This window comes from Nevskia ramosa DSM 11499, assembly GCF_000420645.1.
Taxonomy (GTDB): domain Bacteria; phylum Pseudomonadota; class Gammaproteobacteria; order Nevskiales; family Nevskiaceae; genus Nevskia; species Nevskia ramosa.
Map to the genome: position 1 here is coordinate 18,953 of NZ_ATVI01000011.1, position 15,361 is coordinate 34,313.

General features: G+C 63.9%; 18 protein-coding genes. 15 read left to right on the top strand and 3 right to left on the bottom strand.

Annotated elements, in window-relative coordinates:
• Position 1: 1 nt before the first annotated feature.
• Genes G513_RS0117890 through G513_RS0117905 form a run of 4 tightly spaced genes read left to right on the top strand, consistent with a single transcriptional unit; the run spans position 2 to position 3,444 of the window.
• Positions 2 to 721 (top strand): YoaK family protein, encoded by a 720-nt coding sequence (locus tag G513_RS0117890; RefSeq protein ID WP_028475717.1) that lies wholly within the window; start codon positions 2 to 4, stop codon positions 719 to 721.
• Positions 718 to 1,125, top strand: a complete 408-nt coding sequence (locus G513_RS23930) for a DoxX family protein (protein WP_022978237.1) — start codon at positions 718 to 720, stop codon at positions 1,123 to 1,125. Before G513_RS0117890 ends, G513_RS23930 begins: the two co-directional genes overlap by 4 nt.
• Entirely contained in the window at positions 1,107 to 2,567 is a 1,461-nt protein-coding gene (locus tag G513_RS23935; protein ID WP_022978238.1) for an alginate export family protein, read from the top strand. The genes G513_RS23930 and G513_RS23935 overlap by 19 nt, the downstream gene beginning before the upstream one ends.
• A 55-nt stretch (positions 2,568 to 2,622) precedes the next feature.
• The gene (locus G513_RS0117905; RefSeq protein ID WP_022978239.1) at positions 2,623 to 3,444 is read left to right on the top strand and encodes an alpha/beta fold hydrolase; all 822 of its coding nucleotides are present in this window, start codon (positions 2,623 to 2,625) and stop codon (positions 3,442 to 3,444) included.
• Between the two features lie 54 nt (positions 3,445 to 3,498).
• On the opposite strand, the gene G513_RS0117910 is transcribed toward G513_RS0117905, so the two are convergent.
• Both G513_RS0117910 and G513_RS0117915 read right to left on the bottom strand, forming a co-directional pair.
• Positions 3,499 to 4,200, bottom strand: a complete 702-nt coding sequence (locus G513_RS0117910; protein ID WP_022978240.1) for an SDR family NAD(P)-dependent oxidoreductase — start codon at positions 4,198 to 4,200, stop codon at positions 3,499 to 3,501.
• 23 nt (positions 4,201 to 4,223) lie between these two features.
• The gene (locus G513_RS0117915) at positions 4,224 to 4,823 is read right to left on the bottom strand and encodes a TetR/AcrR family transcriptional regulator (protein ID WP_022978241.1); all 600 of its coding nucleotides are present in this window, start codon (positions 4,821 to 4,823) and stop codon (positions 4,224 to 4,226) included.
• Between the two features lie 145 nt (positions 4,824 to 4,968).
• Here G513_RS0117915 and G513_RS0117920 point away from each other — a divergent pair, with 145 nt between their 5' ends.
• The 3 genes from G513_RS0117920 to G513_RS23940 are packed head-to-tail and all read left to right on the top strand — an operon-like array spanning position 4,969 to position 7,066.
• Positions 4,969 to 5,532, top strand: a complete 564-nt coding sequence (locus G513_RS0117920) for a flavodoxin family protein (protein ID WP_022978242.1) — start codon at positions 4,969 to 4,971, stop codon at positions 5,530 to 5,532.
• Positions 5,533 to 5,568: 36 nt separating this feature from the next.
• Positions 5,569 to 6,363, top strand: a complete 795-nt coding sequence (locus G513_RS0117925) for a glutathione S-transferase family protein (RefSeq protein WP_022978243.1) — start codon at positions 5,569 to 5,571, stop codon at positions 6,361 to 6,363.
• Positions 6,364 to 6,415: 52 nt separating this feature from the next.
• Positions 6,416 to 7,066, top strand: coding sequence for a glutathione S-transferase family protein (locus G513_RS23940; protein WP_022978244.1), 651 nt, complete (start codon positions 6,416 to 6,418; stop codon positions 7,064 to 7,066).
• 42 nt (positions 7,067 to 7,108) lie between these two features.
• On the opposite strand, the gene G513_RS0117935 is transcribed toward G513_RS23940, so the two are convergent.
• Complete coding sequence (locus tag G513_RS0117935; protein ID WP_022978245.1) at positions 7,109 to 8,014, bottom strand: LysR family transcriptional regulator; 906 nt, start codon at positions 8,012 to 8,014, stop codon at positions 7,109 to 7,111.
• 109 nt (positions 8,015 to 8,123) lie between these two features.
• Between G513_RS0117935 and G513_RS0117940 the strand changes: the two genes are divergently transcribed.
• The 8 genes from G513_RS0117940 to G513_RS0117980 all read left to right on the top strand — a co-directional run bounded on the left by G513_RS0117940 (position 8,124) and on the right by G513_RS0117980 (position 15,346).
• Positions 8,124 to 8,786 (top strand): peroxiredoxin-like family protein, encoded by a 663-nt coding sequence (locus tag G513_RS0117940; protein ID WP_022978246.1) that lies wholly within the window; start codon positions 8,124 to 8,126, stop codon positions 8,784 to 8,786.
• Between the two features lie 31 nt (positions 8,787 to 8,817).
• Positions 8,818 to 9,348 carry a peroxiredoxin-like family protein gene (locus G513_RS0117945; protein WP_022978247.1) on the top strand — a complete coding sequence of 177 codons (531 nt, stop codon included), beginning with the start codon at positions 8,818 to 8,820 and terminating at the stop codon, positions 9,346 to 9,348.
• A gap of 232 nt (positions 9,349 to 9,580) precedes the next feature.
• Positions 9,581 to 10,897, top strand: a complete 1,317-nt coding sequence (locus G513_RS0117950) for an OmpP1/FadL family transporter (protein WP_084711613.1) — start codon at positions 9,581 to 9,583, stop codon at positions 10,895 to 10,897.
• 91 nt (positions 10,898 to 10,988) lie between these two features.
• A complete protein-coding gene (locus tag G513_RS0117955) occupies positions 10,989 to 11,570 on the top strand; it encodes a TetR/AcrR family transcriptional regulator (RefSeq protein ID WP_022978249.1) in 582 nt (193 codons plus the stop codon).
• Between the two features lie 112 nt (positions 11,571 to 11,682).
• Entirely contained in the window at positions 11,683 to 12,534 is an 852-nt protein-coding gene (locus G513_RS0117960) for an oxidoreductase (protein WP_022978251.1), read from the top strand.
• A 25-nt stretch (positions 12,535 to 12,559) separates the two neighbouring features.
• On the top strand, positions 12,560 to 13,828 hold the full coding sequence (locus tag G513_RS0117965) for an NADH:flavin oxidoreductase/NADH oxidase family protein (protein ID WP_022978252.1): 1,269 nt from the start codon (positions 12,560 to 12,562) through the stop codon (positions 13,826 to 13,828).
• Between the two features lie 203 nt (positions 13,829 to 14,031).
• Positions 14,032 to 14,814 carry an SDR family oxidoreductase gene (locus G513_RS0117975; RefSeq protein ID WP_022978254.1) on the top strand — a complete coding sequence of 261 codons (783 nt, stop codon included), beginning with the start codon at positions 14,032 to 14,034 and terminating at the stop codon, positions 14,812 to 14,814.
• Between the two features lie 79 nt (positions 14,815 to 14,893).
• The gene (locus G513_RS0117980; RefSeq protein ID WP_022978255.1) at positions 14,894 to 15,346 is read left to right on the top strand and encodes a PaaI family thioesterase; all 453 of its coding nucleotides are present in this window, start codon (positions 14,894 to 14,896) and stop codon (positions 15,344 to 15,346) included.
• Positions 15,347 to 15,361 lie beyond the last annotated feature (15 nt).

Below are 15,361 nucleotides of genomic sequence, written 5' to 3' on the forward strand. Positions count from 1 at the left end.
CATGGCCGACCCCATTTCCATCACACCTCCTGCAATCGCCCGCCCGGGCACCGTTGCGCCGCTGCTGAGCTTCGTCGCCGGCTATGTCGATACCGTCGGCTTCATCGCGCTGTTCGGTCTGTTCACCGCGCACGTCACCGGCAACTTCGTGCTGATCGGTGCGTCCCTGGTGCAGCCCGCGCATGCCGGCGTGCTCGCCAAGCTGCTGGCGCTGCCGGTGTTCATCGCCGCGGTGGCGATGACCACGGCCTTCGTGCGCCGACGGGAGCGCCGGCAACGGCGTTCGCTGACACCGGTGCTGTGGGCGCAGATCGTTCTGCTCGGCGGCTTCCTCGTCGTGGCGCTGCTGGCAGCACCGATCATCCACGCCGATGCCCCAGGCGCGGTGATCGCCGGCTTGCTCGGTGTCGCCGCGATGGGTGTGCAGAACGCAGCGTCGCGGCTGATCTTCACCAGCCTGTCGCCAACCACGGTGATGACCGGCAACGTCACCCAGGTGGTCATCGACAGCGTCGATCTGCTGCGTGGCTCGAATGCCGATAACCGCGCCGTGACCAAGGCCCGCATCAGCAAGATGTGGCCGCCGGTGCTTGCTTTCGCGGTCGGAGCGGCGGCCGGTGCGGTGCTGCTGATGCAGATCGGCATCATCTGCCTGCTGCTGCCGATGCTGGCGATCGTTCTGGTCTCCCGTCTGGCCATTGCTCCGGAAGTGCGCTCATGAACGCCGCCTTCTGGCTGGCCCGCGCGGGGCTCTGTCTGGCCTATGTCTACAGCGGCCTCGCCAAGCTGATCGACTTCCCCGCGGCGATCGCCGAGCAGCAGCACTTCGGCCTGCAACCGGCTGCGCTGTTCGCGGCGGCGACGATCGCCGTGCAGCTCGGTGGCTCGGTACTCGTGTTGTTCGCGCGAGGCCGACTGGCTGCCCTCGGTGCAGCGGCGCTGGCCGGCTTCACGATGATCGCGACGATCATCGGCCATCCGTTCTGGACGATGAGCGGCATCGAGCGCTTCCACAATCTCAATGCCTTTCTCGAACACGCTGGCCTGGTCGGCGGCTTCGGGCTCATCGCCTTGATCGCGCTGCAATCACCTGCGGCAAGCGAGTCATGCACGCCTGCCCACTGAGCCTCATCGCCCTCGCCCTGCCGGCCTTCGGGCTGGCAGCGGCAGAGCCGGCGAAAGTCGATCCCGCGACTTCGGTGCTCTCGGAATACACCAACGCCGCAGCACCCGATCCGCATCCACCGCCTTACACCTTGCTGCGCTTCAACGAGCGTTACGACAGCCTCGCTGATCCGCTCAATCACATTGATTTCTTCGACCCGGCGAAGTACATCGCACTCGATGCCAGCGATCCGCACAGTTACTTGAGCTTCGGCGGCGAACTGCGCGAACGCTACGAGCACTTCGACAACGCCGGCTTCGGCACCGGCAACGAGCCGGACGATCTGTCCTATCTGCTGCAGCGAGTCGCCCTGCATGCCGATCTGCACGTCAACGAGCGGCTGCGCTTCTTCGTCCAGGGCCTGTCGGCACTGCAATTCGGCGATCGCGACAGTGCCTCGCCGATCAACCAGAACCCGCTCGATCTGCAGCAGGCCTTCGTCGACTACACGTTCGGCGATCCGTCCCCGGACGGACCGAAAGTGATCGCCCGTGCCGGCCGCTTCAGCATGAACTACGGCTCCGCGCGGCTGATCGCCACTCGTGCGGCGCCGAACGTGCCGTACAAGTTCGATGGCGTGCAAATCATCGCCGCACAAGGCGCGGCGCGGCTCTATGCCTTCCTGGTCCGGCCCGGACAGGAATCCCGGCATCAGTTCGATGGCGAGAACGATGGCCAGAGCCTGTGGGGCGTCTATGCGTCGACACCGACCCATCTGAAGCTGCCGGCGACCCTCGACCTGTACTACCTCGGTGCCCATTACGACAGCCGGCGCTACATCCGCGGCAGCGCGACCGAGGATCGTCACAGCATCGGCACGCGGCTATCCGGAAGCGCCGGCGGCTGGAGTTACGACTGGGAACCGATCGTGCAGTTCGGAACCTTCGGCGATCGCGATATCCGGGCCTGGACGATCGCCACCGATACCGGCTACAGCTTCCGCTCGCTGCCCTGGAAGCCACGCTTCGGGCTCAAGGCCGATTACGCCAGCGGAGACTCGAAGGGGCCTGATGGCCATTACGGCGGCTTCAATCCGCTGTACTTCAAGTCCGGCTATTTCAACGACGCCAGCATCATCCGGCCGACCAACATCGCCGATCTGCATCCCTCGCTGCAGCTGGTGCCGACGCGCTCGCTGACCGCGACCCTCGCCGTCGATCTGCTCTGGCGCGCCAGTCTCAACGATGGCGTCTATGGCCCGGCCGGCAACATCGAACTGCGGCCGGTTCCCGGTGCATCGCGCTACATCGGCAACACCGCCGAAGCCGCGCTGACCTGGAAAGCCGGCCGGCACTGGGTGTGGACGGCGTCGTACGTGCATCTGTTCGCCAGCGATTACGTCCGCGCAGCCAGTGGCAGCGATGTCGATTTTCTCGGCAGCTGGGCGACCTTCACCTGGTAGTTCGAACAGGCTTCAACGTGACTTCACTTCCATCACGCAGCACAGGAGACAAGCCATGAGTTTCATCAAGACCCAAGACGGCACCAACATCTTCTACAAGGACTGGGGCAGCGGCCAGCCGGTGATCTTCAGCCACGGCTGGCCGCTGTCTGCCGACGCCTGGGACGCCCAGATGCTGTTCCTCGGCGAGCACGGCTACCGCGTGATCGCCCATGACCGGCGCAGCCACGGCCGTTCCGATCAGACCTGGATCGGCAACGACATGGACACCTACGCCGACGATCTCGCCGCGCTGATGACGGCGCTCGATCTCAAGGACGCGGTGATGATCGGCCACTCCACCGGCGGCGGCGAAGTGGCGCACACCCTCGGCCGTCATGGCACAGGCCGAGTCGCCAAGGCGGTGCTGATCGGCGCGGTGCCGCCGCTGATGCTGAAGACCGCCAACAATCCCGATGGCGTGCCGATGCAAGTGTTCGACGACATCCGCAAGGGCGTGTTCGACAACCGCGCGCAGTTCTACAAGGATCTGTCGATGCCGTTCTACGGCTACAACCGGGCCGGTGCCACGGCTTCGGAAGCGATCCGTGAATCGTTCACCCAGCAGGGCCTGATGGGCGGCATCAAGGGCCAGTACGACTGCATCAAGCAGTTCTCGGAAGTGGACTACACCGAAGACCTGAAGAAGATCGACGTGCCGGCCCTGGTCATCCACGGCGATGACGATCAGATCGTGCCGATCGGCACCTCGGCGCTGCTGTCCTCGAAGATCGTCCGGAACGCGACGCTGAAGATCTACGCCGGCGCACCGCACGGTCTGGCGACCACCCACCAGGATCGGCTCAATGCCGATCTGCTGGCGTTCATCAAGAGCTGAGTCGCGGAGAAACGCCACTCATCCCGCTGCGCTCAGGCAGCGGGATGAGCTGGTTCACCAGGTTTCGCAGAACGGCCGGATCTCGGCATTGAAGGTCCAGGCCGAACGGTCCTGATGGGCCAGATGCCAGGCTTCTTCGGCAATCGCCGCGGGCTTGATGAAGAAGTCATCCGGACGACCCGGGAAGGCCTTGCGCGTCCAGGCAAGGTCGATGACTGCATCGATGGTCAGATAGGCGACATGCACGCCCTTCGGCCCGACTTCGCGGGCGATGGCTTCGGCAAGCACGCGTTGTGCGGCCTTGCTCGGCGCGAAGCCGGCGAAGTTGGCCTTGCCGCGAAACGCGGAGGTGTTGCCGGTGGCGAGGATCACACCCTGCCCGGCCGCGATCATCGGTGGGGCCAGCCGCCGGGCGAGGTGCAGCAGCGCCATCGTGTTGATCTGGAAGTTGCGCTCCAGCTCGGCCGGATCGATGTCCAGGAAGTTGCCGAAGGTGCCACCGACGGCGTTGTGGATAAACACCGAGGGATCGCCGAAGCTCTGCCGGACTGCCGCCAGCGTCGCGTCGATCTGGGCAACGTCGGTAACATCGCAGACGAAGGCCTTGCTGTCCTCGATCTCGCTTTCCAGCAGCTTCAATCGCGCTTCATCGCGCGCCAGCATGGCAACGCGATAACCGCCTTCCGAGAAGCGGCGGCTCAAGGCCGCGCCGGTGCCGGGGCCCACGCCGGTGATCAGGGCAACTGGTTTGCTCATGCGCTTCTCCGTGGCGCGCGCGGTCAGCCGCGCGCAGCTTGCTGTAGCGGCAGATCGAGAATGCTCAGGGTCAATGCCGCAACCTGATCCATCGCGCGATTGCTGGCCTTGGTGCGCTCCATGATCCGTGCGCCTTCGATGCCGTTGACGAGGTACTGCGCCAGCACCTCGGCGGTCCAATCGATGCGCACCGTGCCTTCCGCCTGGCCGCGCTGGATGGCCTTGCGGAACAGCGTGGTCAGTGCCGCGAAAGTGTCGCGGACGATGGTCTGCGCCTCGGGATCTTCATCGCCCAGTTCGAGTGCCGAGTTGGTCGCGAAGCAGCCCTTGCGTTCGGTACGCCCACCGCGCGCCATCAGCTTGCGGATGGTGGCGTCGAGCCCGGCGCGGGCATCCGGCGCCTCGTCCAGCATGCCTTGCACGCTGTCGAGCACCAGCTGGCGGTACTGAAGCAGTGTTTCCAGGTAGAGCTTCTGCTTGCTGCCGAAGCTCGCGTAGACGCTGGGCTTCTCGACGCCCAGGGTGCTGGTCAGCATGTCCATCGAGGTGCCGCGATAACCGCGATCCCAGAACAGGGTCAGTGCCCTGTCCAGCGCTTCTTCACGTTCGATCTTTCTGGCCATGGCTGACGATTATCCGGAAAACCTTCTTCTGTGTTGACCAACTGTACCACACGGTATAGCTTGTCTGTACCGATCGGTATAAATGAGAGTCGGCATCGTCCAGGTCATCGCCCAAGTCATCGGACATCCATCGAGGAGATTCGCCATGCAGATTGCAGTCGTGTTCCACAGCGGCTACGGCCACACCGCGCGTCAGGCCCAGGCCGTTGCCGAAGGGGTCGAGCAATCGGGCTATGCCAAGGCGCTGCTCGTCGATGTCGCCAAGGACATTCCCTGGGATGAACTGGGCAGCAGCGCCGGCATGATCTTCGGCTGCCCGACCTACATGGGCGGGCCGTCGGCGGTGTTCAAGAAGTTCATGGAAGACAGCTCGTCGCGCTGGATGAAGCAGGAATGGGCGGACAAGGTGGCCGCCGGTTTCACCACTTCGTCGAGCCAGAGCGGCGACAAGCTCAACACCCTGGTGTCGCTGGCGATCTTCGCCGCGCAGCACGGCATGTTCTGGATCAGCACCGGCCTGATGCCCGGCAACAATGTCAGCACCGGCTCGGTCAACGACATCAACCGGCTCGGCAGCTGGCTGGGCGCGATGGCGCAGGCCAACTTCGATCAGCCGGCGGAACTGGCACCGCCGGAAAGCGATCTGCTGACGGCCCAGAAACTCGGGCTGCGCGTTGCCGCTGCGGCGAAACGCTTTGCCGGCGCCTGAGCCGGCTCGCCGAACCATGAACGTCGAGAGCTTCCGATGAGCGCACTGCGCATCTTTTCCTATCTTCCCAATCCACGGATCGCGAAGGCGACGATCGCGGCGCGCTTGTGCGGCGTCACCCTCGACCTGCGCGGCGCCTCGGTGCCCGAGCTGAAGCACTGGCTCTGGGATTTCGATGCGCATGTGATGTCGGATACCGAGCGCGCGTCGCTGGAGCATCTGCTGCGCACCGCGAAGAAAGGCTTCACCAGCACGCTGTACAAGACCGAAGCCTTTCTTGCAGCGCATCCGTTCGGCACGGTGCCGGCCGCGTTCAGCCCTGATGGCAAGGTCGGCATCTTCGAATCGAACAGCATCATGCGGGCCGTGGCTCGCCTCGGTCACGACCAGGCCAAGCTCTACGGCGACGATCCGTACAGCGCTTCGCGGATCGACAGCTTTCTCGACGCCAGCCTGCTGTTCGCCCGCGATACGCAGATCTATGTGCTCGCGCTGTGGTCGGGATCGCTTGCCGCCGATGTCCATCGCAGTGCCGAGCAGGCGTTCGCGACCTACATGGGTGGCATCGAGCGGGCGCTGCAAGGGCCAGCGGGCTTTCTGGTCGGCGATCGCCTGACGCTGGCCGATATCTGCTTCATCGCCGAGCTGACCCTGTTCCACAACGAGATCAGCCACGTCGAGTTGCTGGAACGACTGGCCCTGCGGCCGATGCTGTCCTCCGCCAGCCGCGCGGACTTCCCCAAGGCCTTCGCTCATTTCGAACGCCTGCGCGCGATGGAAGCGATTGCACCGGACATCGAGCCTTATCTGCAGGCGCTGGGCAAGTACTGAGCAAGCCGCACTGAAGCGGATCCATCCGCCACAAAACGAGGGGAGCACCATCATGAAACTACTGCAGTCATTCGGTCCGAATCCGCGCATGGTGCGGATGTTCATTGCCGAGAAGGGCCTGTCGATCCCGTTCGAAAGTGTCGACCTGTTCGGCGCCGAGAATCGCCAGGAGGCCTACCGCAAGAAGAATCCGGCGGGCGGCATTCCCTGCCTCGAACTCGACGATGGTCATGTGCTCTCGGAGACCGGCGCGATCTGCGAATTCCTCGAAGAACTGCATCCGGCACCGGCCCTGATCGGCAGCAATGCCTGGGAGCGCGCCGAGACCCGCATGAACCTGCGCCGCGTCGAACTGCAGGCCACCGAGTACCTCTACAACGCCTTCCGCTTCGGCCCCGGACTGGCGTTGTTCGAGCACCGCTTCCGCTGCGTTCCGGAAGCTGCCGACGGACTGCGCGCCAAAGGCCTCGACGGCGTTGCCCTGCTCGATTCTCTTCTTGAAGGGCAGACGTACATTTGCGGAGACCGGCTCACAGTCGCCGACCTGACGCTGTACTGCTGCCTCGACTTCTGCCTGTCGACCGGCCTGGTGATCGACCCCGCGCTCAGCAACATCAGCGCCTGGCTGGCACGGATGAATGCCCGACCCAGCGCAGCGGCCTCGCTGTCCGCTGGCTGGCAGGACATCGGCATGAAAGGCTGAGCCAGCGAAGGCTCGAGAAGGTCGTCGAGACCGGCGGCGGGATCAGCGATCCACCCCGGTTTCCTGCTCGCTCAGCGCGGCCCGGAAATAGTCGACAAACGCACGTGCGGAGGGCTTTGCGGCGCGACCGGCTGGAAAGACCGCGTGGATATCAACGGTTTCCATCTTCCAGTCAACCATGACCTCTACCAGGGCGCCGCTTGCCAACTCGGCGCGGCAGCCCCATTCGAGGGTCGACATGATGCCGAGCCCGGCAACGGCTGCGGCGGTTGCGCCTTCGTTGACCGTGGCGATCAGTCGCCCCTCCGCGCGGATGGACGTCGTCCGTCCATTACGTTGGAAGGACCATCCGGCTGGAGTGGCGCCCGAAGGACCCACGATCAGCGAATGACTGGCCAGTTCACCGGGAGACTCAGGCGTTCCAGCCCTTGCAAGGTACGCCGGAGACGCTACGAGCAGCCTGCGCGATTGGCCCAGAGGCTGCGCCACCGCGTTTGAATCGGTCAGCACTCCGAATCGCAAACCGACATCGATGCTTTCGTTCACCAGATCCTGACGCTGGTCGCTCATTTGCAGGGAGACCCGCAATGCCGGGTGCCGATCCATGAACGCCGGCAGACGCGGTGCCAACTCGCGAACGGCGATCGGGGTCGATACCGCAATACGCAGGATACCGCGCAACTCACCGGTGCCACGGGCGGCATGATCCGCCTCCTCCAGGGCAATCAGGATCGGTTCGATTCGATCGAGGTAGTCCCTGCCAGCCTCGGTGAGCGTCACGCCGCGAGTGGTACGGGTCAGCAGGGTTGCGCCCACCTCTTTCTCCAGCTCGGAAATGATTCTGGACGAGGACGGCTGCGACAGCCCCAACTCGCGGCCGGCCAGGGAAAAGCTCCTGAGCCGCGCCACGCGAGAGAAGAGTCGAAGTGAGAAGAATCGATTGTTCATTTGTTTATCAAATAAATATTACTTGAAGAACGGGTCTACCTCTCAGAAATAGAATGACTAACCATGCACTCCAGCGCCAACCTGCGCCCTGAATAACCGGAGATAGACCATGTCATTGCAAGCCAAGCTGGACGCCTTGAAAGCGAATTTCGAAACCAAGGCGGCGCCCGAGACTTTTGCGGCGATGCACAAGGCCACCCTGGAGCTGATTGCCAGCGGCCAGGCTGAACGCGCCCTCAAGGCAGGCGACCGCGCCCCGGCCTTCACCCTCGTCGATTCCGACGGCAAATCCGTTTCCTCGGCCGACCTGCTGCGCAAAGGCCCGCTGGTCGTCACGTTCTACCGCGGCGTGTGGTGCCCGTACTGCAACTTGGACCTGCAGGCGATCGAAGCCGCCGCCAAGGATATCCGTGATCAGGGTGCCGAACTGGTCGCGATTTCGCCGCAAACCGCCGTATTCAGCCGCAAAGCCCAGCGCGACAACAAACTGAGCTTCCCGATCCTGAGCGACCGGAGCGGTGAGACTGCCGCGACCTTCGGCATCCGTTTCGTGCTGCCCGAGTATCTGCGGGAGATCTACAAGATGTTCAAGATCGACTTGGCCGAGACCAATGGCGAGCCGAGTTGGACGCTGCCGATGCCTGGCCGTTACGTGATCGCCCAGGACGGCGTGATCGCCTACGCCGAAGTGAACCCGGACTACACCCGTCGTCCGGACCCGAGCGAGCTGCTTCCGACCCTGAAGCAACTGGCCCGCGCTGTTGCCGCCTGATCTGAACGCCATTCGCACGAGAAGCTCAGCCATGAAAGTACAAGTCGGTCAAACCATTCCGAGCTTCACGGTGCAGACCATTCAAGGAAGACCGCTGACCGTTCCCGAGTCTTCGCCGAAATTCACCCATCTCCAGTTCCGGCGTTTCGCAGGGTGCCCGATCTGCAATCTCCATCTACACACGTTTTTCAAAAGCTACGACCGGATCGAGGCTGCCGGAATACGTGAAGTCATTTTCTTTCATTCTTCAGTAGCCGAAATGAAGAAGTACCAGAAAGACATTGCCTTCGCAGCGGTAGCCGATCCGAGCAAGACCTTCTATGCCCAATTCGGCGTCGAGCGGTCGATATGGGCCAGCCTCCATCCCCGAGCGCTGTGGGCGGCTATCAAAGGCATGCTGCTCGGCAAGATGGGCGTGAAAATGGAAAACGGCCCGCATGGCCTGCCCGCAGACTTCTTGATCGATCAAAAGGGCATGGTGGTTGCCGCGAAGTATGGAACCCATGCCTACGATCAATGGGAAGTCTCCGAGCTGCTGAGTATTGCCAGGGGTGCTGGTTAGCATCTTGGCGGGTCTCATCGCCAACACGTACGCACGTCGTCACCGCCGAACGGCTACGCGAAGGAAAAGAATGCACCTGAGGTCAAGTCTTGCCTGCATGCGCTGACTACACTGATCGCCAGTAGCGGGAGCCAGAGCGGTCCCGATCCGAAAACCTAGAAGCGCTGACTGACAGCGGGCCCGCAACAGGCCGCGAGCCAAGCGCAAGTCAACGTTGGTGCAGGGAGAGATCATGTATTGCTTGAGCTTGAAGGGACGCGCTTGCCTGCTGCTGGCAATCGGTCTGGGGATTTCGATGTCGGCGCAGGCTGGCGGCGGCTACTTCGTACTCGGTTATGGTCCCGAGGCAGCGCAATCTGCGGGAACCTCGACGGCCTTCGGCCTTGATGCGTTCGCCGGCGCTTCCAATCCGGCCAAGCTGTCGGCGGTCGACGATCGTCTCGATCTCGGGCTGATGGCGTTCATGCCGCATCGGCGCGCCGAACGAGAAGACTCCCTCGATCCCTCCTACGATTTCTCGACCACCAGCAAGAACCAGTTCTTCCTGCTGCCCGAAGTCGGTTATGCCGCGCGCATCAACGAGGCACTGTCCTGGGGCCTGACGCTCTACGGCAATGGCGGACTCAACAGCGATTACCGCGGCGAAACCGGCGTCCCCGGCAACAATGCGGCGCCCGACAAATGCGGCAACCAGCCGGGCAATCTGTTGCTCGGCTGCGGCCAGCTGGGCTTCGACCTGAGCCAGCTGATCCTTGCCACGACACTCAGCTGGCAGTACGCACCGGGATACAGCTTCGGCATCGCGCCACTGCTGGCCTATCAGCGCTTCAAGGCGTACGGACTGCAGGCATTTCAGGGCCTATCCGGACACCCGGATGCGGTCACCAACAATGGCTATGAAGGGGCGCTCGGCGCCGGTGTGCGCGTCGGCTGGTACGGGCAACTCCTGCCCTGGCTTAATGTTGGCGCGGCATACTCGACGCGGGTCTACATGCAGAACTTCGAGTCCTATCGTGGGCTGTTGGCCGGCAATGGCTCGTTCGATATTCCTGAGAACTACAGCGTCGGCCTGTCACTGACGCCGATCGAGAAATGGACGATCGGCTTCGACTTTCAGCGCATCAACTTCGGCCACATCAGGGCGTTTGGCAACGGCGTGCTGAATTCTCTGGTCGATCCCCAGGGCAATCCGCTGGGCAGCAATACCGGCAGCGGCTTCAATTGGAGAAGCCAGAGCAACTATCGGTTTGCGCTCGCGTATGACGTGCTTCCCTCCTTGACCCTGCGTGCCGGGCTCGCCTACGGCAGGCGTCCGCAACGCGATTCCAGCGCCAACTCGGTGAGCTTCAACCTGCTGGCGCCGAATCCAGTCCGCAATGTCACGGCCGGCTTCACCTGGGCGTTCACCAAGACCAACGATCTGCAGTTCGCTTATGGGCGTTATCTGAAAGGCACCTACGGCGGTCCTTCGGCCACCGCACTCGGCGGCAATGAAACGCTGACGCCATATGTCGAAACCCTGTACTTCGGCTGGAGTCATCACTACTAGGACTGCGGAAGCCGGCGACGACGCGGCAGATCTGCGGCGATATCGCGGCGCGTCTTGTTTTTCCCGCGGAATTTATTATGATGACCATCATATGAAGAAGCCCGCCACTCGATCCAAGGAAACCACGCATGAGCGCATCGTCGCTGCCGCCGCGCGCGCCATCCGGCGCAGCGGCTATGACGGCACGAGCGTCGCCGACATCATGAAAGAGGCCGGGCTGACCCATGGCGGCTTCTACGCCCATTTCTCCTCGCGCGAAGCCATGCTCGCCGAGGCGGCGGACCGGGCCGGTGCAGACGCAGCCGCCGCATCGGCACGCGTCGCCGCCATGGTGCCGCCGGAGCAGGCCTTGCAGCGAATGATGTCGTTCTATCTTTCCAGGGAACACCTCAAGGCCGTGGAAACAGGCTGTCCGGTCGTGGCGCTGGGTTCGGAGATGTCGCGCCAGGCACCGGAAGTACGCGGCGCGGCGACGCGCCGGATCAAGGAAATGATCGATGTCGTGGCTCGCCATTCGCCCGACTGGGGGCAACCGGAAGCGCACGAACGCGCACTCGTCATCGTCTCCTCGATGGTCGGCACCCTGCTGCTGGCGCGCGCCGTGGACGACCCCAAGCTTGCCGATGCGCTGCTGGCATCGACGCTGAAGCACTTCAGCCCTACTGAATCCTGAACGCGGCAGCACGCAGGTCGGCTTTCGACACGCGCTTGAATATGATGAACATCATAAATTCTTCACCCGATGCAGCACTTCCGCGCATCGTCATCGACAGAGAGGCACTACCATGAGCGTCAACAAATCCATCGCCCTCGTTACAGGCGCCTCCTCCGGCATCGGCAAGGCGACCGCGGAGCGGCTCGTCAAGGCGGGCTACAAGGTCTACGGCACCAGCCGGCGTGGCGGGCAACAGGATTCGTCATCGTTCGAGATGCTGGCGCTCGACGTGACCCGCGATGAATCGGTCGCTGCCGCGGTGAACGAACTGCTGCGGCGGGAAGGCCGCATCGATCTGCTGGTCAACAACGCCGGCTTCGGCGTTGCCCCCGCCGGTGCGGAAGAAAGCTCGATCGAGCAGGCGCATGCGATCTTCGAAACCAACTTCTTCGGCATCGTCAGGATGACCCGCGCCGTGCTGCCGCAGATGCGCAAGCAGGGCAGCGGTCGCATCGTCAACATCGGCTCGATCCTGGGCTTGCTGCCGATGCCCTACGGCGCGCTCTATTCCGCAACCAAGCATGCCGTCGAAGGCTATTCGGAATCGCTCGACCACGAAGTGCGCACCCGGGGCATCCGCGTTTCGGTCGTCGAGCCGGCGTTCACCAGGACGGCGTTCGACGCCAACCTGATGGAACCCGACACGATGCTGGACGAGTACCGCAGCAACCGCGCCGGCATGAACCAGCTGATGGTGGATTCCATCGCCAAGGGCGATGACCCTGCCGTGGTCGCCGACGTGGTGCTGCTGGCCGCCAGCGCGGCTCATCCCAAGCTGCGCTATACCGCCGGCAGCCTCGCCGGCCGGCTGCGGTTCCTGCGCAGATTTGCACCTGCTGCTCTGGTCGACGCCGGCATCCGCAAGGATTTCCGGCTCGATGCGCCTGCGACGCCCGCTCGGGCCTCAGCTGCCGCCAAGTAATTACCGAACGGTACGAGCATCGACCATGGCCGATTCCACTTCCCTGCAAGCCAATTTCCTGACTCAAGCCTTGCGGCTACCCAACGGCAGTACCCTGCGCAATCGCCTCGCCAAGGCTTCGATGAGCGAGGCGCTGGCGACTTACGCCAATCAACCGACGCCGAAGCTCGTCGAACTGTATCGGCGCTGGGCGGCATCGGGCATCGGTCTGCTGATCACCGGCAACGTGATGATCGACCGCCGTGCACTGGGCGAGCCCGGCAACGTCGTGATCGAGGACGAAACGGATCTGCCACTGCTGCGGCAGTGGGCGAGTGCGGCCACCGACCAGGGCGCGGCGATCTGGGTGCAGCTCAACCATCCCGGCAAGCAGGCGACCAAGGGCCTCAACGCCGGCACGCTCGCGCCGTCGGCGGTGCCGTTCCGTGCCGACATGCAGGCGCTGTTCGAAACCCCGCGCGCGGCCACTCAGGCCGAGATCGAGGACATCATCCAGCGCTTCGGCCGGAGTGCTGCGATCTGCAAGAAGGCCGGCTTCAGCGGCGTGCAGATTCACGGCGCACACGGCTATCTGGTCGGCCAGTTCCTGTCACCGCACCACAACCGGCGCGACGATCGATGGGGTGGCAGCGCGGAGAAGCGGCGGCGCTTCGTGCTGGCCGTCTATGCCGAAATCCGCAAACAGGTGGGCGCTGACTTCCCGGTCGGCATCAAGCTCAATTCCGCCGATTTCCAGCGCGGCGGCTTCAGCGAAGAGGAATCGCTGGCGACGATGCAGGCGCTGGTCGACGCCGGTATCGATCTGATCGAAATCTCCGGCGGCACCTACGAAGACCCGGCGATGTCCGGCGCACTTCCTCCGGCACAGAAGGCTTCCACCGCAGCGCGCGAGGCCTACTTTCTCGACTTCGCCGAGAAGGCACGCGCCTCGCTGAAAGTGACGCTGATGGTCACCGGCGGTTTCCGCAGCGCCGCCGGCATGAACGCCGCGCTGCGCTCCGGCGCGCTCGACGTGATCGGCCTCGCGCGCCTGCTGGCCATCGATCCCGATGCGCCGGCGGCCTTGCTGCGCGGACAGGACAGCCCCCAGCAGGTGCGCCCGATCAAGACCGGCATCCCGCCGATCGACCGCATGGGCGTCATGGAGATCTTCTGGTATTCGCTGCAGCTGCGCCGCATTGCCGACGGCGGCGATCCACGGCCCGGCGAAAGCGGCCTGTGGGCCTTCCTCAAGGCAGTGACGAAGAGCGGCTGGGGCACCTTCCAGACGCGGCGTCTTCGCGCCAAGCCCTAGAGATTCCGCTGCCTTTCAGAAGCGACCCATGAGCAAAATGAAATGGAAAGACGTGCCGACCCGGACGATCACGGTGGAGTCTTTCAGCATCACCGCGCATTCGTACCTGCCGTCCTGAATTTCCTAGCGGGCTGATCCGACACGCGCGACGCCCACGGAAAGACGCGGAAGCAACCGACAAGAACACGCATGGAGAAGACGACATGAGCCAGACCGACAACAGCGTTCCCCCAGCCGCAGCCCAGGATGTCGCCCTCATCGTGGGTGGCGGCCCGGGCATCAGTTCCAGTTGCGCGAAACTGTTCGCGGAGAACGGCATGCGCGTCGCCGTCGCCGCCAGGGATCCCGACAAGGCCGTGCTTCTGAAGCTCGAGAAGTCCCACGGGGTGCGACGGTATGCCTGCGATGGCAGTGATCCCGCCGCCGTCGAGTCGCTGTTCCAGGCGGTTGCCCGGGACCTCGGCTCGCCGACACTGGTAGTCCACAACATCGACGGCCGCAGTCTCGGCATCTTTGGCAAGCCGATCACGGAAGCCGACCCGAGCCTGGTGCTCGATGCGCTCCGCAACTCGGCGTTCAGTGCCTTCCTCGTCGGCCAGCAGGCGGCCCGGCTGATGCTTGGCAACGAGGTGAATGCCAACGGCGCAAGAGGAACGCTCATCTTCACCAACGCCAGTGCGGCGCTGAAGGGCTATCCCCGCAGCGGCGCCTTCGCGATGGCCTGTCACGCCAAGTCCGGGCTGGCCCAGAGCATGGCTCGGGAGCTGATGCCGCAAGGGATTCATGTCGCCAACGTGCCGATCGACGCCGCGATCGGCTGGACACAGGAAGACGGCAGCCGCGCACACCGGCTGGCAGGCACCACCGTCGACGACAACATGGCCGACCCCGACCGTATCGCGGAAACCTATCTGCAGATCCATCGCCAGCATCGGTCGACCTGGGCCTACGAGATCGTGCTGCGGCCGTGGACCGAGAAATGGTGAGCGTTCGCGATCTTGCCGATGCTCACCGCACGAAGCTGGCCGAACAGCGCCGGACTTGCCCCCAACACTGGAGAACGACATGAATCTGCTGGAACAACCCGGCGCTGCAAACGGCCTCGAACAGTTGCGCGGCTGGCTTGCGAGCGGCCGGCAACCGGCCATCGGCGAGACGCTGAAGTTTTCGCTGGTCGAAGTCTCGGAAGGCCGCGCAGTGTTCGCGGCGACGCCGGGCGCGCACGCCTATAACCCGATCGGTTCCGTGCACGGCGGCTATGCGGCCACACTGCTCGACTCGGCCTGTGGCTGCGCGGTGCATTCCGCGCTGAGCAGCGAGCAGGGCTACACGACGCTGGAACTGAAGATCGCCTATCACCGCGCGCTGAGCGCGAGCACCGGCCTGGTGCGCGCCGAGGGCAAGGTGGTTTCGATCGGCAAGCGCGTGGCCTTTGCCGAAGCGCGGATCACCGACGAAGCCGGCCGCCTGTATGCGTCAGCGACTTCGACCTTGCTGGTATTCGAGCGCAAGCCCTAGCCGCTTGGGGCCTTT